Below are 20,310 nucleotides of genomic sequence, written 5' to 3' on the forward strand. Positions count from 1 at the left end.
CCGCCCTGAACGCCTCAGCGCACAACGAGCATTGCATTTTCAGCAGCACGCCTGTACAGTGGCCTCCAATCGTTAAGAAGGTTTCTTATCTAGGAGATGCCATGGGTCAGCCGCGCGAGCTTCGGCGTCTTAATCGCCGTGCCGTTACACAATTGCTGTTCAGTGGGGCCGGGCTGACGCGTCCGCAACTGGCTGACCGGACGGGTCTTTCCAAGGTCACCGTCAACGTCGTGGTGCAGGAACTGCTGAATCACGGCATCGCCCAGCTGTCCATCTCGCCCGAGCAGGGCGTGGGGCGCACCCCACACCGGGTCGAGTTGCAGCCGCAGGTCGCCGCGGTGCTGGCCGTCGACCTGCAGCCCACCGAGATCCACACCCACCTCAGCAGTCTGGCCGGGGACGAGGCCCAGACCCAGCACCTGCAGTGCGCCGAGTCTGAACTCACGCCGGCCCTGCTGAACGTGATCGGTCAGGCGCTGGCCGGACGGCACTACGGGCCGCTGCGCCACGTGCTGATCGGTCTTCCTGCCCCGGTCGATCCCCAGGGGCGCGTCCGGGAACCCAACGTCACCCGGCATCTGGATGTGGAGCAGGTCACCGCGTTTCTGGACCACGCCGGGGTCACCTACGCGTTTGCCAACGACGCCAATCTCGTTGCCCTGGCCACCACCCGCGAGACGCCGGGCTGGAGCCACGTGGCCGTGCTGATCGAGCGGGCCAGCGGCACCGGCATGGGCCTGTTGCTGGGCGGCGAACTCTACCGGGGCATGCACGGGCGTGCCGGGGAGATCGGACGCTCCCGCTGGCCCACCACGCGCGGCGCAGAGCCGCTGGAAAGCCTGCCCGTTCCCGAACGCCTGGACGCCACGGCGTTCATGCTGGCCGGCCTGGTCCACACCCTGGACCTGCAGCGGGTGGTGCTCGGCCTGCCGCAGGACCGCGCCTTTGCCCTGCAGGAAAAACTGAGTCCACTGCTGGACCTGTCGATCACCACCCACCTGTTGCCGGATGTGGGTGAGGCGGTGCTGCGCGGCGCGGCCCTGCTGGCGCGCGAGCAGGCGTACGAACACCTGCTGGCCCGCGTGGAAGACCTGGGGGGAGACCGGACCGATGTGGCATGACACGTACCTGAAAGTCGTCCTGCAACCCGATTACGACTACGCCTCCGAGCACCTGCTGCCCCACCTCTTCGACGCCCTGAGCGCCCACGCCCTGATGCTGGACGGCTGCGGCGTGGCGCACGCGGGCGAGGCGGCGGGGCTGCTGCGCGAGTTGCGCCGACAGCCGTTTCCCGCCTACGACCCGGGCGTCGAGGACGTGTTCTTCACGCTGGACCGCACGCTGGCGGGGCGCAATGCCGACGCGGCGGGGGCCTTGCGGACGGCGCTGTCGCGCAACGATCTGGACATGACCCTCTACCGCCTGAGCGCCCGGCTGCGCCTGATGCGGGCGATGGAGCGGGTGCTGCGGCTGCGGCGCACGCTGCTGGACCTGGCCGAACGCGAGATCGATACCGTGATCGTGGCGTACACGCACCACCAGCCCGCCCAGCCCACCACCCTGGCGCACTACCTGACGGCGGTGGAAAACGTGCTGGCCCGAGACACCGCGCGGATGGTGGGGGCCATGACCCACCTGAACCTCAGTCCGATGGGCGCGGTGGCCCTGGGCGGCACCAGTTTCCCGATTGACCGGACGCGCACGGCAGAGTTGCTGGCCTTCGACCGGCCCATCGAGAACACCTACGACGCCGTGAGTGCCAGCGACTGGCAGGTGGAGATCGCCAGCGTGATCACGGTGGTGTCCACCACGCTCTCGCGGGTGCTGTACGACCTGCTGTTCTGGGCCTCGCGCGGGCTGCTGTCGCTGGAAGACGGGCTGGTGCAGGGCAGCAGCGTGATGCCGCAGAAGCGCAACCCGGTGGCGCTGGAACACGCCCGCACCAAGTTCAGCAAGGCCATCGGCGTGACCCAGAGCGTGATCATCTCCAGCCACAACGTGCCGTTCGGGGACATCAACGACCCCGGCCCGGACATGCAGCCGCCCCTGACCAGCATGTGGCACGACTTTCGCGATGGCCTGGAACTGCTGATCGCCTCCCTGACCAACCCCACCCTCAACCGCGAGGAATGGCTGCGGGAAGCCCAGCAGGGGGAGTCGGTGGTCACCGAACTGGCCGACGTGATCGCCCGCAACACCGGCTGCGGGTTCCGGGACGCTCACGCCCATGTCAAGGCGCTGCTGGACCACCTGCACCATCAGGGCCGGGCCGTCAGCACCCTGATGGCCGCCGATCTGGCGGCGGTGGGGCTGCACCTGCCGGAAGCCGAGGTGCAAAGCGCCCTGAACCCGGCCGAATTCATCGCCCGCCGCACCACCTTCGGCGGCCCCGCGCCCTCGGTGATGGCCGGGGAAATCGCGGCGGCCCGCACCCGCCTGGATACCGACTTCACCCACCATGCCAGCCTCAGCACCCGCTTTGCGGACGCCCGCACCCACCTTGTAGGAGGTTCGATATGAAGAAACGGTTCCTGTCCAGCTTGATGCTCTCCCTGCTCATCGGCGCGGCCAGCGCGCAGACCGCCCCGGCGCCCGCCGCGCCCAATCCCATCCAGAGTGGCCCCGGCTCCTACGGCGGCACGGTCAGCGGCATGGACCTGATGGACGTGGACCTGATGTTCATCGGCGCGCACCCGGACGACGACGGCGGCGTCGGCGGCATCCTGGCCCGCTACCTGCTGGACGGCGGCTACAAGGGCACGGTGGTCACGCTGACCGGCGGCGAGGGCGGCGGCAACGCCACCGGCCGCGAAACAGGCCGCGCCCTGGGCATCATCCGCGAGGAGGAAGAACGGCGTTCGCTGGCGATGCTGGGCGTGGACAGCCCGCACTTCCTGGGCCTGCGCGACTTCTACTTCACGCTGTCCGCCGAGGAAACCCTGGCCAAGTGGGGCGGCCCCGCCTTCGTGTGCGACGTGGTGCGGCTGGTCCGCGTGCGCCGCCCCGAGGTCATCGTGACCATGTGGCCTGGCCCCGGCACCCACGGCCAGCACCAGATGGCCGCCCGCACCGCCACGCTGGCCTACAACTCGGCGGGTGACCCGGCGTACTGCCCCGAACAGCTCAAGGAGGGCATCGAGCCCTTTACGCCCCTGAAGCTGTACTACTACCCCAACAACGCCGAGGACGCCACCGTCAAGATTCCCACCGACGACGTGTCGCGCACTGCCCGGATCCGCTACTCGGACCTCAAGAACATCGCGCAGTTCAACTACCGCTCGCAGGGCTGGGACACCTTCTCCACGCTGCCAGCCAAGACCTCCAACCCCGAATCGTTCATGCTGGTGGCCTCGCGCGTGCCCACTCCGGCCCAGGAAACCTCGTTGCTGAGCGGCGCATTGACGCCCAGCGGCTCCTCCCCGGCTGGCGTGAGGCTGGAAGTGCAGCCCAGCGCCTACGACATCGGCGCGGGGCAGGCCACGCCCGTGACGGTCAAGCTGATCAACACCACCACCCAGCCCATGACCGGGGTCACCCTGGCCCTGAACGCCCCAACCGGCTGGAAGGTTTCGGCGGCCCCGGCGGCCAAAACCCTGAAACCCGGCGAGACGGCCAGCGCCACTTTCCAGGTCACCGCCCCCGCCGGAGCCGCCGCCGAGCGGGGCACCCTGACCGGCAGCTACCGCGCCGTGCAGGACGCCCAGGCCATCACGGGCCGCGCCAGCAACTTCGTGCGCCCGCTGCCCGCCGTCGTCGCCACCTTCGCGCCCACCTTCGACGTGGCCGCGTATCAGGACTTCGCCAAGGAGACGGGCACCGACTGGGTCATCGGCTCGCTGCCCACCCGACTGGCGCTGGCGCTGGGGCAGAAGACCCCCGTGAACGTGCTGGTCACTAACCGCAGTGGGGCCGCCGTGAACGGCAAGGTCGACTTGAAGATGCCCCCCGGCATCACGTTGTCGGGCGACACGGCCTATGGGTTGGCCGCCGGAGAGAGCAAGACGCTGACCTTGCAGATGGAAGCTGCGCCCGCCGCGCTGCCCGCCGGACGCCAGAGCGCGCTGCTGCCGGTCAGCCTGAGCACCGGCAACTTCACCGATACCGCCAACGCCTACGTGCTGCCCAGTCTGACCATTCCGCGCCTGAGCAAAGCGCCCACCATCGACGGCGACCTGAGCGACATGGCCGCCGGGGCGGACGGGCAGATCGGTCCGGAAGACCTGTGGTGGCGCGCCAAGCCCGACAATGCGGCAGATGCCAGCGCAAAATTCAAGCTCGGCTACGACGATCAGTACCTGTACGTGGGCATGAACGTCAAGGATGAGCTGGTGGCCTGCAACATCGCCCCCGACGACATCAAGGCCCAGCTGCGCTCGGACGCCATCGGCGTGACGGTGGACCCCAGCGGGAAGAGCCGCGACACCGGCACGACCATGCAGGCCGCCGCCTTCCCCTGCACCACGGACGGCTTCGGGGCGCGCGGCTTCCGTGACGCCGACGCCAACCAGGGCGTGATGGAAGACACGGCTCCCGGCATGCAGGTGGCCTCCAAGAAGGTGGCCGGCGGCTATGACATCGAATTCCGCCTGCCCTGGGCCGCCATGCCCAGCCAGCCCAAAGCGGGCGATACGATTGGTCTCAATCTGGTGATGTACGACGGCGATCAGGCGGACGCCCGCGTGGGCGCCAACATCAGCCAGAGCGGACTGGCGTGGGCTGCGTTCTCCTGGGGCGGCAAGCAGGCGCTGCCGTACCTGTGGCCGCGCGTGACGCTGGGCAAGTAGGCCGGTGGGAGGGCGGTCAGGCGGGCGACATTGCCAGCCAGCTCCCTTTTCCCGCTCCCTGCGCCGTATAGTTTAAATTCTCAACTGTTCCTCATCTCGGGCATGCCCCAAGGAGATCTATGAAAAAGCTGCTTACGCTGGCCCTCGGCCTCTCGATTGCTTCCGCCTCCGCCGCGCCCGTCACGCTGACGTACTGGCAGTACGACTACGCCAGCAAGGTCAGCACCATGAATGACCTGATCAAGAAGTTCGAGGCGGCCAACCCCGACATCAAGATCAAGCAGGAAACCTTCCCCTACGACGCCTACAACCAGAAGGTGGCCTCCAGCGTGCCGGCTGGACAGGGGCCGGATGTGGTCAACCTGTTCTACGGCTGGCTGCCGCAGTACGTCGACAGCGGCTACCTGCTGCCCCTGCCCGCCAAGGACTTCCCGATCAAGAAGATCGAGGCCGATTTCGTGCCGATGGTGCAGACCAGCAAGATCGACGGCAAGTACTACACGCTGCCCACCTCGGTCCGCACGCTGGCGGTGTTCTACAACAAAGACCTGTTCAAGGCCGCCCGCATCACCCCGCCGCGCACCTGGGAAGAGTTCATCGCCGCCGGGGAAAAGATCGTCAAGGGCACGCCGCCCCGCTTCACCACGCTGGGCTTCGGCATCCAGCCCGACGGCCAGGACTACCACGTGGTGCGCGAGGTGCTGATCCGGCAGTTCGGCGGCCAGCCGTATAGCAAAGACGGCAAGACCGCCACCTTCGACACCGAGGCCGGGCGCAAGGCCATGGCCTTCTACACCGACCTGCAGACCAAGTACAAGCTGGGCGTGCCGAACTTCTTCCCCGGCAACAACAGCTACCGCGACGCCTTTATCGCGGGCAAGGTGGGCATGATCATCGACGGCTCGTTTGCCATCAACACCATCAAGAGCGGGGCCAAGTTCGACTGGGGCGTGATTCCGCTGCCGGTCTTCAAGGACAACGGCATCCGCAGCAACTTCGGGTCGTACTGGGTCAACGGCATCACCAAGAACGCCAAGGGCGACAAGCTCGACGCCGCCGTGAAGTTCCTGAAGTTCCTGACCAGCGAACAGACCCAGCGCACCTGGCTGGACAATGTGGGCGAGATTCCCGCCAGCCGCAAGCTCGCCGGCGATCCGGCCCTGCGCAAGGATCCGGTGTTCGGGGCCTTCGTGGGCTCGCTGCCCTTCGCGCACTCCACCCTGTTCGTGGACGAGGCCGGCCAGCGCAAGGCCTGGGTAGACGCGATCAACACCGTGCTGCTCAAGGGCGCCAAGCCCGCCGACGCCATCAAGCAGGCGGCCACCGACGAGCAGAAGATCCTGAACAGCTACTACAAGTAATACGGACTCCGATTGAATCGTTTGCAAAAACGATGAAAATCCGAGCGAAGCGAGAAAGAGCAGAACGGGTTCCGGGCGTGGAGTTAACAAACCGGCTCTTTCCCGGTTTGTTAACGTAATAGACGGAATCCGTATGAGCCTGCCCGCGCCTGCCCGCGCACCCGCCCCAGCCGATCAGCGCCGGGGCGGAGGCGCGGCGTTCTTTGCTGCCCGTTTCCCCCCAGACTCCCCGTTCCCACTGCCAGAGGTAAACATGACCAGACTCCACCGCCCGCGAGTCCACCCATGACCACCAAAGCGGCCCCCCCCGTCCGGCGCGGGGGTTCGATGCGGCGCCACCAGACCCGCACCGCCTATGTTTTCCTGCTCGTGCCGCTGGTCTTTTTCCTGATCGTGCGCTTTCTACCCACCCTGTCCGCGCTGCGCCTGAGCCTGTTCGACTGGAACATCCTCAAGGAGCAGCAACCCTTCGTCGGCACCGAGAACTATGAGCGGCTGTTCGCCGACGAGAAATTCGCACAGGCCTTGAAAAACACCGCGCTGTACACCGTGATCGGCGTGCCGGCCCAGATTGCGCTGGGGCTGGCGGTGGCGCTGCTGCTCAACAAGATTCAGGGATTGCGGGGCCTGTTCCGGGCGCTGTACTTCGCTCCCTACGTCACCCCTATCGTGGCCGCCGCGTGGGTGTGGCAGTGGCTGTTCAGCCCGCAGTTCGGCCCGGTCAACACGTTCCTGATCTGGCTGCATATCCCCCCGCAGAACTTCCTGACCTCGCCCACCCAGGCGCTGGCCACGACGGCGGCGCTGGTGGTGTGGCAGAACCTGGGCTTCCAGATCGTGCTGTTCCTGGCCGGACTGTCGGCCATTCCCCGCAGCTACTACGAGGCCGCCGAGATCGACGGGGCGAACGGCACGCAGGCGTTCTGGAAGATCACCTGGCCGCTGCTCAACCCCACCATCGTCTTCAGCGTGGTGACCGGCACCATTTCCTACCTGCAGCTGTTCACGCAGGTGGTCAACCTGAACTTCACCGATCAGGGCGGGCCGCTGGGCAGCACCACGACGGTGGCCCTGTACATCTACCAGATCGCCTTCGGCCGCTTCCAGATGGGCTACGCCTCGGCCATCACGGTGGTGCTGTTCCTGATCATCCTGGCGATCACCCTGTTCCAGCTGCGCTTCCTGACCCGGCGGTATGACCTGTGAGCCGGCAGTCCCTCAGCGCGTGGCAGCGCCTCCGCCCGTCCAGCAGACGCCCCGGCCTGGGGTGTCCCAGCCCCTTCGCCACACGGCGCCCTGAAGTGGAGTCACGATGACCACAACCCTTCCCAAACCCGAGGCCCGCGACTCTGCGGGTGACCCCCGCCCGCGCCGCCCGCTCAACACGCCCATGCTGCTGGCCTACGCCGTGCTGACCGTGGGCATCGTGGTCACGCTGTTTCCCTTCATGTGGATGCTGCTGACCAGCCTCAAGAGCTTCCAGGAACTGTTCAACCTGAGTTTCTTCCCCGAGTCGCCGACGCTGGACAACTACCGTCAGGTGCTGCTGGAAACCAAATTCGTCGTGTGGTTCGGCAACAGCCTGCTGGTGGCCGGGGTCACCACCGCCAGCGTGCTGTTCTTCGACTCGATGGTGGGCTACACCCTGGCGAAGTTCGACTTTCCGGGCAAGAACCTGATCTTCATCCTGATCTTGTCCACGCTGATGATTCCCACCGAGATGCTGGTGATTCCCTGGTTCGTGGGCGTCAGTGACCTCAACCTGGCCCAGAGCACGCCCGGCGCGTATTTCTCGATCATGTTCCCCGGCCTGATGAGCGCGTTCGGCGTGTTCCTGATGCGCCAGTTCTTCGAGACCCTGCCCGATGACCTGCTGGAAGCCGCCCGCATCGACGGCATGAGCGAGTTCGGGATCTTCTGGCGCATCGCGCTGCCGCTGGTGCGCCCGGCGCTGGCTAGCCTGGCGATCTTCACCTTCCTGGGCAACTGGAACGCCTTCCTGTGGCCGCTGATCGTGATCCAGAAACCCGAGTTCCGCACGCTGCCGGTGGGCACGGCGCTGTTCAACGGCGAGGCCGGGACGCAGTGGGGCCTGATCATGGCGGCCAGCAGCCTGGCGGTGATTCCGGTGCTGATCGTGTTCGCCATCTTCCAGCGGCAGATCATCGAGGGCATCGTCCTGACCGGGATGAAGGGATGAGCGCGCCGGCCTCGCTGCTGGCCGTCTTCGCCCACCCGGACGACGAGGCGCTGCGCTGCGGCGGCACGCTGGCGCTGTACGCGGCGCGCGGCGCGCGGGTGCACCTGATCTGCCTGACGCGCGGCGAGGCGGGGCGCAACACCGATCCCAGTCTGGGTGATGTGGACCTGCCTGCCCAGCGTGAGCAGGAACTGCGGAGCGCCTGCGCGGCCCTGGGCATCGAGCCGCCCATTTTCCTGGGCTACCACGACAGCGGACGCGGTGACCGGCTGCGCCGAGACGATCCCCTGGCCGCCATCAACGCCGATCCTGGCCGGATGGAACGTCAGATTCTGGAGGTGATCGAAAGAACCCACCCTCAGCTTCTGCTGACCTTTGACCCGCACGGCATGTACGGCCATCCGGATCACCTGATCGCCCACCGCGTCGCCACCGCCGCCTACGCCAGCAGCGGGTTCCGGCAGGTGCGCGTGCAGCGCCTGTTCTACACGGTACAGAGCCGCGAGGAGATGCTGCGCCTGCAGAGTGGCCGCTCGCTGGGCGTGCTGGAGGGGCTGGAGCCGGAGACCTACGCGGTGTGCGACTGCACCATCGCCGCACGCATCGACATCCGCGCACACGCCACGCAGAAGCGGGCCGCGCTATTCGCCCACCGCACGCAGACCGGCCCGCTCAGCACGCTGGGCACCCTGACCGACGAGCAGTTCGCCCCGCTGATGGCCGCCGAAACCTTCAGTCTGGGCGGCATTCGCTCCTCGGTGCCCCAGTACCCCATGGACGACTTGTTCGCAGGCCTGGACGTCGAATTTCACGCCGAAGTCTGTGGGGAAGAAATTCGTGGGGGGAGCGCGCAGGAGCAGTTCGCATGACCCGTGACCTGACCCTGCTGGGCAACGTCAACGTCGACCTGATCCTCGGCCCGCTGGACGGCTGGCCCGCACGCGGCACCGAGGCGCTGGTGACGGACTTGCAGTGGCGCGTCGGCGGCAATGCCGGAAACGCCGCCGCGGCCTGCGCGGCCCTCGGCACCGACTGCGCGGTGATCAGTACCGTCGGGGATGACCTGGCCGGGGCGTGGCTGCGCGAGCAGTTGCCCCCCAGTCAGGTCACGTGGCTGCCGCACGCCGGGCCGACCTCGGTGACGGTGGCCGTCAGCCACTCGGACGGCGAACGCACCTTCCTGACCCAGCTGGGGCATCTGGCCACCCTGGAGTGGGCACAGTTGCGCCTCCACGTGCCGCCCAGCCGCCGCGTCCTGCTGGCCGGGGCCTTTCTCACCCCGGCGCTGCGCCGCGAGTACCCCGAGATGCTGACGCACTTCGAGCAGACAGGGACGCAGGTGGCCCTCGACATGGGCTGGCCCGACGGCGGCTACACTCCGGAACTGCGCCGGGAGGTGCTGGGGTGGCTGCCACAGGCGCACCACCTGCTGATCAATGATCTTGAGGCGCAGGCCCTGACGGGTGAAAGTGACCTCCAGCGGGCCGCCGGGTGTCTGACGGCCCATTTGCACCCCGAAGGCACCCTGGTGATCAAGTGCGGGGCCGAGGGCGCCGTGCTGCACCACGCCGGGCAGGTCAGCACCCACGCGGCCCCGGCGGTTCGGGTCAGCGACACCGTCGGAGCCGGCGACATCTGGAACGCCGCGTACCTGCACGCCCTCAGCCGAGGCAGTGACGTTGAGACTGCGGCGGGGTTCGCCGTACAGGTCGCTTCCCTGGCCGTGTCCACGCATCCGCGGCGCTACCTCGCACCGGGCGGGTGAAGGTCATGTGTGCAGGCAGCGACGCCGGTTGTGAACGGCCCGCACGTGAATTAGAAAACTCCGCTCCAGGCGGGGTTTTTTGTTGGTGGGCGATATAGGATTTGCACCCTCGGCCACTCGCTTGTGAGGGGATCACTGGGGAAAATCCCAGTGCCAAACCCCGTAAAATTGGGTCTCCTGCCCCGCCCCGTCTGATCTGGCTATTCACCGCCCCGTTGTCTGTAGATTGTCTGTTGAGATTCCGGCCTCCGGCACGGCGCGGAGACGCGGCCCGAACCGTGCAGCGCCTCTCCAAGTGTGCCCAGATGCCCGACTTCGAGGCCCGGCCTCAGTCGCTTCCGACCCAGCGTGCCGGTCTGGCCCTCGGGCTGTGGGGGGAAGCTGAAATCGGCAAGACCCACACGGCGGAGGAGTGGTTGCGGGACGTTCCCTGCCGGACGGCGGCGGTGCGGGCCGACGCGCCGCTGGTCCGGCCTGGACGGGCGCTCCCCAGCCCACACAGCTCCCGCTGTGGGCCGAGCAGCCCCTGAGAGCAGCTGGAGCGGGGCGAGGACCTGAAAGCGGCGGCCCTGCTGGTCACCAGCCGCCACCGGCTCCCGCTGCGAGGTCCGGGGGCGCCGGCCAGGACCGGCATGGATCTTCACCCTCACACCATTCATACGGACTCCGATTGAAAGGTGTTGGAAACACCTGGAAATCCGAGCGGAGCGAGAAAGAGAAAAACGGGTTCCGGACGTGGAGTGTAGGAACCGGCGCTCTCCCGGTTCCTACACGAAACAAACGGAATCCGTATCAGTCGCTGGCCGCGGCCCCCTGAACGTCGCCGCCTCTCCCCTGCGCCCGCAGGTAGCCCCCGAGCGTGAGCAGGGCGGCGAACAGGCCTAGGACGGCCACGGCCGGTGCGAGGCCCACGGCACCCATCAGCACGACGGCCAGACTCACCCCCACCGGGCGCAGGCCCTGCCCCACCAGAATGCGGGCGCTGTAGACCCGCCCGCGCACCTCCTCCGGCGTGAGGCGGGCGAACAGCGTCCCCACCATCACGTTCAGGGGGCCGAAACACAGCCCCATCAGCAGCGCGAGGACGAGGGCCACCCCCAGCGAGGGGGCGTACGCCACGCCCACGATGCACAGCGCCGGACCGATGCAGCCCAGCGCGATCCAGTTCAGGGGATGACGGCTGACCCGGCGTCCCATCCAGATCACCATGCCCAGTTCGGCCAGTGCCAGAACCGAACCCAGCAGACCGACCCCCAGCGCGCCGCGGCTGTTGGCGCGGATCCAGGACAGGGCCGCGGGCAGCTCCACCCCCGTCATCAGGCGGTCGGCGATGCGGGGCAAGAAGACCGCCGTGTAGGGCTCCATGGCGAAGTTCACGCTGGCCAGGCCCAGCAGCGTCGCCCACAGCGCGGGCCGCGCGAGGACGAATGCGAAGCCGAACCGGGTCCGTGCCCACCAGGCGGCCAGGCCCCGCCCGCTGTCGCGGGTCCGGGTCACCGCTGGAAAGCGGATCAGCGAGTAGGCGATCAGGGCCACCACAAAGGTGGCCGCGTTCACCCACATCACCCCGGGCGCCCCGATGCCCGCCACCAGAAAGCCCGCACTGATGGGGGCGAGCAGCCCGCTGGTGGTCCAGGTGAGATTAAACAGCGCCTGGATGCCCTGCAGCCGCTCCGGCGACACGAAGGTGGGCAGGGAAGCTTGCTGCGCCGGGAAAATCACGCTACCGGTGAAGCCCGTCAGGGCCGCAATACACACCAGCACGGGGAAGGAGAGCAGATCCAGGGTGTAGAGCAGTGGAATCAGGCTAATCCACAGGGCGCTCAGGCCATTGGCGACCTGCAGGATACGGCGGCGGTCCCAGACGTCGGTGAAGCTGGCCAGGCTGACCGTGCCGAGCAGCATGGCCGCGGTCCAGGCGCCGATCACGGTGCCCGACAGCGCGGGCGAGTTCGGGTAGAGGCGGTACAGGAACCAGGCGAGAGCGATGAAGGTGAGGCCGTTGCCGAAGGCGTTGATGCTCTCGCCGATCCAGAGAATCAGAATGCGGCGGTCGCGGAGCAGGGAGAACATAGCGGGACCTCAGAAAGGAGTGACGCGGGCGCGGGCCACAGGATACGCAGGGACCGGGCGGGAGCGTCCCATGGGCATGGACATGCGCGCAGGTAGGGAACAGGACCAGACGTCCGGGCCGAATTGCGGCCGTCCACCTCGCCAAGGGCCGCGCCGGCGTGCAGCCCTCCCTGAACGGTCTGGCCCTCAGGCGCAGCACCACGAAGTGAAGCCGAGACCCGCCGCCGGCGGTGACCCGGTGGGTTTACCGCGGCGATCTGCACGCCGACGGCCACAACCCCAGCCACGTCGCCCGGCCGGAGCTGGAGCGACTGAAGATCCGCGTCTTGGAAGACGGCTGGACGCAGCCCATCGTGCGAAAGCGCACACGCTGGAACGCTGGATACGGCTCATTCACTGATCCGAGCGTAAGTCGGTAGCGCCCCGGTGGTCAGAGTCTTCGCCAGGAACGACACCTCTGCACTGCCAACGCTACGAACCAACGCATGGCTCAGTAACGCGCGGCGTCCGGTGCAGGCGCTCCGTTCGCCGCCGGTTCGCGGACGGCCCGGGGATCGGGCGCGGGGCGCGGCACCCGGCGCTGTGGATTGGCTTCCAGGGCGGTCAGGACCAGTTCCACGGCGCGCTCCAGCTGCGGATCGCGGCCCTGGGCGGCGAGCTTCGTGGTGAACTCGACCTCGATATCGGGCGCAACCCCCACGTTCTCCACCTCCCACTCGCCCTCCGGGCTGAAGATGGCCAGGCGCGGTGATGTGAGCATGCCACCGTCGATCAGGGGCGGATAGTCGTAGATGCCGATCAATCCCCCCCAGGTGCGCTTGCCGACGATGGGCCCCAGCCCGCGCCGGCGGAAGAAATGCGGCAGGGCGTCCCCGCCGGAGCCGGCGAGTTCGTTGATGACCATGGCCTTGGGACCGAAGATCGAGGCGTTGGGCGACGCGAAGGGGCGGCCCTCGCGCGTCGCCCACAGGCTCAGCAGGGGCCGGTCCAGCAGATCCACCACGTAGTCCGCGACGGAGCCGCCCCCGTTGAAGCGCTCGTCGAGCACGACGCCCTGCCGGTCGAGTTGCGAGAAGTAGTACCGGTTGAAGGCCTCGTAGCCGGCGCGGGCGGTGTCGGCCATGTAGACGTACGCGACGCGCCCCCCGGACAGTTCGTCCACGCGGCGGCGGTTGGCCTCGATCCAGGCCCGCAGCCGCAGGCGGCGCTCGTCGGCCACCGGACGCACGGTGACCGTGCGCGCGTCGGCCTCGTCCGGCGTGGGGCCTACGCGCAGCTCGGTGACGCGCTCGGCCGTCTGCTCGAACAGGGCGTAGAGGTTGTCGGCTGCGCGCAGCGGACGGCCATTGACCGCCAGCAGGTACTCGCCGTCCCGGACATTCACGCCCGGCTCGGTCAGGGGCGCGCGCAGGTCCGGGTTCCAGTTGAGGCCGCTAAAGATGCGCCGGAAGCGGTAGCGGCCGTCCGCGAGCTCGTAGTCGGCCCCCAGCAGCCCGACGCGCGCGTCCTCCCCGCGCGGCACGTCCCCGCCCGCGACGTAGGCGTGCCCGACGACCAGTTCACCCGACAGTTCGGCCAGCAGGAAGTTCAGGTCCTCGCGGTGCCCGACGTGCGGCAGGAAGGCGCGGTAGCGCTCGGCCACCGCCGCCCAGTCCAGACCGTGCATCGCAGGGTCGTAGAAGAAATCGCGGTGGATCCGCACGCCCTCCTCGAAGATCTGCGCCCACTCGGCACGCGGCTCGACGCGCACCTCGGCGCGGTCCAGGTCCAGGCGCCCGTCCTCAGGTTTCGGCGCGTCGGCCACACCGACGACGGCGTAGGTCACGGGCTGCCCACTGGCGTACAGCAGCTTCTTCCCGTCAGCGCTCACCCGGTAGTCGCTGACCCCCGGCAGGAACTCGCGCGCCTCACGCTTCCCGGTGTCCCAGACGCGCAGCACGTGCCGCTCGGGGGCCTGCTCCGGGTTGACTTCGGCGGTGGGGTCGCGCTCCAGGTAGAACAGGCGGTCCTCGGCAGGCTCCAGACGTGAGTACTCGCCGGGGGGCACCGGCAGGGCGACGATGCGCTGGCCCAGCCCGTCGAGGTCGATGCGCACCGGCTCAGGCGAATGCGCCGCCGCAGGAGCGTCGGCCTCAGGCGGGCGGGTTTCGGGCTCCTCGTCACTCTGCGGCGCCAGGGGCGAGGGGTCATCCCGGCGCAGGACCGCCACGTACAGGCTGCGCGTGACGGGCCGATCGTAGGAGGTCATGTCGAGCCAGCCGGTGTTCAGGCCGTAATTCACGCTCGCCGCGAAGTACAGCAGGCGCCCGTCGCGGCTGAAGCGGGCACTGACCGCGTCGCTCATGCCGTCGCTGACCTGATGCGATTCGCCGCGGGGCACGTCGTGCACGAACACGGCCCGCAGGTGGTTCGGGAGGCGCCGGGTGTAGGTGAGCCACTGCCCGTCCGGCGACCACGCCGGGTCCAGGCTGCGCTGCGGGTGGTCGTAGGTGTCGGTGTCCACCTGCTTTACCTCACCCGTCTCCAGCACGACGTAGGACAGGTTCAGCGCCTTGTCGGTGAAGGCGATGCGGGTGCCGTCTGGCGACCACAGCGGGCTGTAGAAGAAGGTCGGCGTCTCACTCAGCGGGCAGGTGCGGAGAACGGCGCCCTTCTGATCGGCGACCACCAGCCGGTACTCGCCGCCCTCGTCGGACAGGTACGCGACGGCTTGTCCGTGTGGTGACCAGGCCGGGTCCCGCGCAAAGACGCCGGGCGTGTTCGTGAGGGTCCGGGGATCGCCCTTGCCGGCAGGCACCGTCACGATCTCGCCGCGCGCGGCGAAGACGGCCCGCGCCCCAGTAGGCGAGAGGCCAAACGACGTGACGTGCGGCGCGGCCTTCACGCGGCGGGGCCGGAGGTTGGGCAGATCGGCGCTCACTGTGATCTGCAGGGGCTCGGGCGCCTCACCAGGCGTCAGAAGATGGACCCGTCCCCCCTGCTCGTAGGCAAGCCGGCCCGCGCCGGCCGTGAGGGAACGCACGTCGAAGTCGTCGTGGAAGGTCATCTGCCTGACGTCGCCGGTTCCGGGTTCGTGCTGCCAGACGTTCACGACCCCGCGGCGGTCCGAGAGGAAATACACCTTTCCCTCCAGCCAGCAGGGAAAGGTATCGGTCGCGTTCTCGTGCGGCACCTCGGTCTCGTCAAGGGTGTCGAGGTCGAGCAGCCGGATCGGCACGGTCATGCCGCCCCGGTACCTCTTCCAGGACCAGAACGGCTCGGCGAACGGCGTGTAGGCGAGGCGGCCGTCCTGGGAAAAGGCGCCGCGCTCGGCCATCGGCATGGGCAGGGCCGCCGGGTGCCCGCCTTCCAGGGACAGCGTGTAGAGGCGACGAACCCGCGCGGAGATGGTATGGCGGGCGGAGGCGAACAGAACCTCACCCGTGGGCGTCCAGCCGCGCACGAGGTCGTCGCCCGGGTGGTAGGTGAGGCGCCGGGGCGTGCCGCCCTCGACCGGCACGGCGTAGACGCTCGCGGCGCCGTCGTCGTTGCCGCTGAAGGCCACAACTTGCCCGTCCGGCGAGAAGTGCGGCGTCTGCTTGTAGCTGGGTGTGGCCGTCAGGCGCCGGACGTTCTGTCCACGGTGATCGGCGAGCCAGAGGTCTCCGGCGTACACGAAGGCGAGGTGCTCGGCACTGAGGGCCGGCTGACGCAGCAGCAGGGTCTCGGGAAGCGACATGGGAAACACTCCTTGAAGGCGGGGAACGGCGTCGGTGTGGTGTGACCTTACCGCACCGCGGACGCCAGAGCGGCGTGACATGGCTGGGGTCCGGCACAGGGAGATAGGCCCAGCCTGTCGCGCGCGGTGGCCAGTCCGATGTCAGTGAATAGTGTGTGCCCGGGGCGGCCGGGCCGCAACTGCGAGGACACGCGTAGATCATGCGCGGCGGGGCTGCGGCAACATTCGACCCACGTGACGCCCTATCCTGACGCCGCACCAATCCATCTTGTCAAAGGTCGCCCGGTCTTCCCTGACGCCGGCCATGTCTTCCACGCAGATCGATGTCCAGCACCCACGCCAGGGCACAACGGCGGCCAATCGCAACGGTGAGCCAGCTGCCCACACCGGTTCCAGATCTCCCATCCGCCTGAACAGCAGTGAGATTCTCGTCACATCCAGTCCTGCAGGGGCGGTGAATCCCGGCGGGTATACCGCCCCTTTACCTGAATGCGACAGAGTCAGTGGCATGCCGCACCTCGCCCTTCAGAAATCAGTCGCCACACCGCAAAAGGAAATCCCATGCGCTTACTGATCGTCGAGGATGACCCCCACATCGCCGAACTGCTGCGCGATGGTCTGGGCGAGGAAGGCTACGAGTGTGATCACGCCGCCAGCGCGGATCAGGGTGCGGAGCTGGCCTGGCTCTTTCCCTACGGCCTGCTGATCCTGGACGTCATGCTGCCCGAGGGCATCGACGCAGGCTATGTCCTGGGCCGAACGCTCCGCGAAGGTGGACTGACCACCCCCATTCTGTACCTGACGGCGCGCGGCACGGTGGAAGACCGGGTGGAGGGCCTGGAAGCGGGCGGCGATGATTACCTGCTCAAGCCCTTTGCTTTCAAGGAACTCCGGGCGCGCGTGCGGGCGCTGCTGCGCCGGGCGGGCGGCAACGCGCAGAACACCCTGCCCCTGCCTGGCGGCTGGGTGATGGACCTGGGCGGGCGGGAGCTGTACCGTGCGGGCGTGCGCGCCGACCTGACGCGCCGCGAGTTTGGGCTGCTGGAACTGCTGGCCCTGAACAGCACCCGCGCCTTTGGCCGCGACGACATCGTTGACCGGCTGTGGAGCGGTGAGACGGGGGTGGAGCCGAAAGTGATCGACGTCTATGTCAGCACCATCCGCCGCAAGACCGAAGATCGCCTGATCGAGACGTTGCGCGGCGTGGGGTACCGACTGGGACGTGGCGATTGACCCGGCCCGCGCTGCCCACGCCCATTCAGAAGGTGCTGGGCCGCCTGAGCCTGCGCCTCAAGCTGACGCTGGGCTACGCCGTGGTGTTCGCCGTGACCGTGCTGTTGGGCGGGGCGGGCGTGTACTACGCCGCCGAGCGGGCGCTCACCGCCTCGCTGGACGCCACCCTGCGCGAGACCGCCAGCGTGGCGCAGGCCAGCATTGATCCACACGAGGACGAGGAGGGTGACGGCACGGCGCCGGAGCCGGCGGACTTCACCTCCGAGTTGAAGCCCAGCGGTGACCTGAGGATCGAACTCCTGTCTTCCAGCGGACGCATTCTGGCGCGGGCCGGCGACGTTGAAGAGGCGGCGAGCCAGCCCCATCCGGTTACCTCTGGCTTTGTCACCCAGGACGGCCGCCGCGTGCTGACCCTGCGGGTGGATGATCTGTACCTGCGGGTGTCGCGGCCCACCGACGCGCTCTCCGGCTTTCTGGAAACGCTGGCCCGGTTGCTGCTGGTGGGCAGCGCCTTCATGATCGCCGTGGCCTGCGGGGCCGGATACTGGCTGGCCCACCGCGCCCTCAAGCCCGTCGACGCTGTGGCCCGCACCGCCGAGAGCATTGCCACGCGGGGCGACTACGCCGAGCGCGTCCCGCAGTCTCCCGGCACCGACGAAATGGCCCGGCTGACCCGCACCGTGAATCTCATGCTCGACGGTCTGGCCGGCACCATCGAGCGCGAGAAGGATTTTGCGCGCACGGCGGCCCACGAACTGCGAACCCCGCTGACCGTCCTGCGGGGCCGTCTGGACCTGGCGCTGGAACGTCCACGCGAAGCCGCCGAGTATCAGAAGGCGTTGACCGGCATGGTCGGCCGGGTGGAGGCGCTGACCGCCCTGACCGAGGGACTGCTGGCCCTGGCCCGCACCGACGCGCCCGCACAACTGGAACGGGTGGAGCTGGCCGCAATCGCCGCACAGGTGGCCGAGGGCTGCGAGGACCTGGCGCGGGCCGCCGGTCAGCACATCCGGCTGAACCTGGAGCCGAGCTGGGTGCAGGCTGAGGGCGAGGGGGTCGAGCGGGCCATCCGCAACCTGCTGGAAAATGCCCTGAAATACGGCGCAGATGACGAGGTGCTGGTCAAAGTCGCTGCCCATGAACTTCAGGTGGTCAGCGGTGGCCCTGGCCCCGATCCGGCACAGTGGTCCCGGCTGCTGCAACCCTTCGAGCGCGGCGCGGGCGTGCAAGGGGTCAGCGGCAGCGGCCTGGGGCTGGCGCTGGTCTCGGCCCTGGCCCGGCGCTGGGAGGCCCAACTGGTCCCGCTCTGGGACGAGGCCTCATTCAGCGTGAGGTTGGTGTTTCCGGCAGGCGGCGCCGAGGCCTCATCCCCTCCTGCGGACCCGCTGGGCCACGCGCCCCACCTGACCCTGCCCAGGCGCACGGGTTCATGACCACGGTCAGCCCGGCACCGGTCCATGCCGCGCCCGAATCGCTGTGGCCGGCCCGACTCGTCATCCTGGCCATCATCGGGCTGAACCTGCTGCTCAGCGAGTATCTGACCCTGGGACCGCGCTGGCTGCTGCCCGCGCTGGAACTGGGCCTGCTGATGCCGCTGTCGGTGGTGGGCAGCCAGGAACGCCGCCGCCTGCTGCGTGCCGGTCACCAGCAGATGGACTGGTCCCAGGGCCGCCGGGGCCTGACCGTGAGCCTGATCGCCCTGCTCCACCTGACCAACCTGTCATCCCTGACCCTGCTGATCGTCAGCCTGCTGCGCGGCAGCAGCGCGTCCGGCGCGACCCTGCTGGCTGAAACGCTGAACATCTGGATGACCAACGTGTTCGTGTTCAGCCTGTGGTCCTGGGAGATGGACCAGGGCGGGCCCCTGCGCCGGGGCCAGGATGGCAAGCCCGCCGATTTCCTGTTTCCCCAGGCCGCCAATCCGGCCCACGCCGCGCCCGGCTGGCGGCCCGAGTCCCTGGATTATTTGTTCGTGGCCTTTACCAACGCCGCCGCGTTCAGCCCCACCGACACCATGCCGCTGTCGTGGCGGGCCAAGGCGCTGATGCTGGTGCAGCCATCCACCTCGATTCTGACCGTGGTGCTGGTCGCCAGCCGCGCCGTGAGCGTTCTCAAGTGAGGCTCTTAAAGCGTCCCCGTTCCGCGTGGCACGGGCTGGTTGCTCTACTCACCGTGGTGGTGCTGGCCCTGGCCGCCTGGATCAACCTGCCCCAGATCGGACGGCTGTTCAACAACAGCGCGGACCGGATCGCGGCCCTGCCTCCTGCCCCAGTCTTCACGCGCGGCCAGCGCATCCTGATCCTCTCCCCCCACCCGGACGACGAGACGCTGTGTTGCGGCGGCATGATCGCTGGGGCCATCGTGGCGGGCGCGCAGGTCTCGGTGGTCTGGGTCACGGCGGGCGACGGGTTCGAGTTCGCGGCTTCGCTGGCCGAGCGCACCCTCGATCCGGGGGACCCCCAGATGCGCGCCATGGGCCAGACCCGCGCGCAGGAAGCGCTCAAGGCAGCGGCGGCCCTGGGCATTCCCGCCAGCCACACGGTCATGCTGGGCTACCCGGACGGCGGCCTGAGCGCGCTGTTCACCACGAATTACACGGAGACGTACACCGCGCGGACCACCGGAGCCTCGGCCGTCTACGTGCGGGGCGCTCAGACGCCGGGCGCGCCGTTCACCGGGCAGGCGCTGGAAGCGGACCTGGGCCGGGTGCTGGACCGCGTGAAGCCCGATCTGGTGCTGGCCCCAGCTCCACAGGACTTCCACCCCGATCACCGCACGCTGTCGCACATCGCCCTGCGGCTGATGAGCGCGCGGGGGCAGGCCGGACGGCTGCGCTTGGGGGGTTCACGACGGGCTGGAATGGCCGGTCCCCAAGGGCCTGCACCCGGAATTGCCGCTGACCCTGCCCCCGCTGGCCGCCCGGCTGCCGTGGCAGCGCGTTGACCTGAGCGCACCGGAACTGAAACGCAAGCAGCAGGCCACCGACGCCTACGCCACCCAGACCCGCATCATGGGGCGCTTTATGCGCGCGTTCGTGCGGCGCAACGAACTGCTGAGCGCGGAGCCGTTGCCGGAGGGCGGCGCGCTGCCTTCTGGCAGCCAGGGGCCATAACGCTCCACACGGTTCCTGACCCGCCGCTATACCTTCCCTCAACTTCCGGGGCGCAGGCTGGCCC

16 protein-coding genes are annotated in these 20,310 nt (G+C 68.4%); 14 read left to right on the forward strand and 2 right to left on the reverse strand.

The genetic code is table 11. From position 1 onward, the window contains the following. The first annotated feature begins 101 nt into the window (after positions 1-101). The 9 genes from FHR04_RS10425 (at position 102) to FHR04_RS10465 (ending at position 10,640) form a co-directional block, all read left to right on the forward strand. On the forward strand, positions 102-1,121 hold the full coding sequence (locus FHR04_RS10425; RefSeq protein WP_139403096.1) for an ROK family protein: 1,020 nt from the start codon (positions 102-104) through the stop codon (positions 1,119-1,121). Next, on the forward strand, positions 1,111-2,520 hold the full coding sequence (locus FHR04_RS10430; RefSeq protein ID WP_139403099.1) for a lyase family protein: 1,410 nt from the start codon (positions 1,111-1,113) through the stop codon (positions 2,518-2,520). Before FHR04_RS10425 ends, FHR04_RS10430 begins: the two co-directional genes overlap by 11 nt. Then, on the forward strand, positions 2,517-4,784 hold the full coding sequence (locus tag FHR04_RS10435) for a PIG-L family deacetylase (RefSeq protein WP_139403101.1): 2,268 nt from the start codon (positions 2,517-2,519) through the stop codon (positions 4,782-4,784). The genes FHR04_RS10430 and FHR04_RS10435 overlap by 4 nt, the downstream gene beginning before the upstream one ends. A 119-nt stretch (positions 4,785-4,903) precedes the next feature. After that, positions 4,904-6,145: an extracellular solute-binding protein gene (locus tag FHR04_RS10440; protein WP_039684196.1), complete on the forward strand. Its 1,242-nt coding sequence runs from the start codon at positions 4,904-4,906 to the stop codon at positions 6,143-6,145. Between the two features lie 327 nt (positions 6,146-6,472). Continuing rightward, positions 6,473-7,351, forward strand: coding sequence for a carbohydrate ABC transporter permease (locus FHR04_RS10445; RefSeq protein WP_139403104.1), 879 nt, complete (start codon positions 6,473-6,475; stop codon positions 7,349-7,351). A gap of 106 nt (positions 7,352-7,457) precedes the next feature. Beyond that, on the forward strand, positions 7,458-8,345 hold the full coding sequence (locus tag FHR04_RS10450; protein WP_081995075.1) for a carbohydrate ABC transporter permease: 888 nt from the start codon (positions 7,458-7,460) through the stop codon (positions 8,343-8,345). Further along, positions 8,342-9,214: a PIG-L deacetylase family protein gene (locus tag FHR04_RS10455; RefSeq protein WP_139403106.1), complete on the forward strand. Its 873-nt coding sequence runs from the start codon at positions 8,342-8,344 to the stop codon at positions 9,212-9,214. The genes FHR04_RS10450 and FHR04_RS10455 overlap by 4 nt, the downstream gene beginning before the upstream one ends. Beyond that, on the forward strand, positions 9,211-10,110 hold the full coding sequence (locus FHR04_RS10460; RefSeq protein WP_139403108.1) for a carbohydrate kinase family protein: 900 nt from the start codon (positions 9,211-9,213) through the stop codon (positions 10,108-10,110). Before FHR04_RS10455 ends, FHR04_RS10460 begins: the two co-directional genes overlap by 4 nt. A gap of 278 nt (positions 10,111-10,388) precedes the next feature. Further along, the gene (locus tag FHR04_RS10465; protein ID WP_139403111.1) at positions 10,389-10,640 is read left to right on the forward strand and encodes a hypothetical protein; all 252 of its coding nucleotides are present in this window, start codon (positions 10,389-10,391) and stop codon (positions 10,638-10,640) included. 262 nt (positions 10,641-10,902) lie between these two features. Here the strand turns inward: FHR04_RS10465 and FHR04_RS10470 are convergent, their stop codons facing one another. Both FHR04_RS10470 and FHR04_RS10475 read right to left on the reverse strand, forming a co-directional pair. Continuing rightward, a complete protein-coding gene (locus FHR04_RS10470; protein ID WP_139403114.1) occupies positions 10,903-12,183 on the reverse strand; it encodes an MFS transporter in 1,281 nt (426 codons plus the stop codon). 490 nt (positions 12,184-12,673) lie between these two features. Further along, positions 12,674-15,901 carry a S41 family peptidase gene (locus FHR04_RS10475; protein WP_139403116.1) on the reverse strand — a complete coding sequence of 1,076 codons (3,228 nt, stop codon included), beginning with the start codon at positions 15,899-15,901 and terminating at the stop codon, positions 12,674-12,676. Positions 15,902-16,462: 561 nt separating this feature from the next. Between FHR04_RS10475 and FHR04_RS10480 the strand changes: the two genes are divergently transcribed. From FHR04_RS10480 to FHR04_RS21640, 5 genes are read left to right on the forward strand one after another with little or no spacing between them, the layout of a single operon-like run. Beyond that, positions 16,463-17,134: a response regulator transcription factor gene (locus FHR04_RS10480; RefSeq protein WP_139403119.1), complete on the forward strand. Its 672-nt coding sequence runs from the start codon at positions 16,463-16,465 to the stop codon at positions 17,132-17,134. Then, the gene (locus FHR04_RS10485; RefSeq protein WP_249039076.1) at positions 17,131-18,567 is read left to right on the forward strand and encodes a sensor histidine kinase; all 1,437 of its coding nucleotides are present in this window, start codon (positions 17,131-17,133) and stop codon (positions 18,565-18,567) included. The genes FHR04_RS10480 and FHR04_RS10485 overlap by 4 nt, the downstream gene beginning before the upstream one ends. Next, a complete protein-coding gene (locus FHR04_RS10490; protein ID WP_139403121.1) occupies positions 18,564-19,253 on the forward strand; it encodes a hypothetical protein in 690 nt (229 codons plus the stop codon). Before FHR04_RS10485 ends, FHR04_RS10490 begins: the two co-directional genes overlap by 4 nt. Then, the gene (locus FHR04_RS10495; protein ID WP_311734691.1) at positions 19,250-20,077 is read left to right on the forward strand and encodes a PIG-L deacetylase family protein; all 828 of its coding nucleotides are present in this window, start codon (positions 19,250-19,252) and stop codon (positions 20,075-20,077) included. The genes FHR04_RS10490 and FHR04_RS10495 overlap by 4 nt, the downstream gene beginning before the upstream one ends. Further along, entirely contained in the window at positions 20,025-20,246 is a 222-nt protein-coding gene (locus FHR04_RS21640) for a hypothetical protein (protein ID WP_311734690.1), read from the forward strand. Before FHR04_RS10495 ends, FHR04_RS21640 begins: the two co-directional genes overlap by 53 nt. The last annotated feature ends 64 nt before the right edge of the window (positions 20,247-20,310 follow it).

It is taken from the genome of Deinococcus radiopugnans ATCC 19172, assembly GCF_006335125.1.
In the GTDB taxonomy this organism is placed as follows: domain Bacteria; phylum Deinococcota; class Deinococci; order Deinococcales; family Deinococcaceae; genus Deinococcus; species Deinococcus radiopugnans.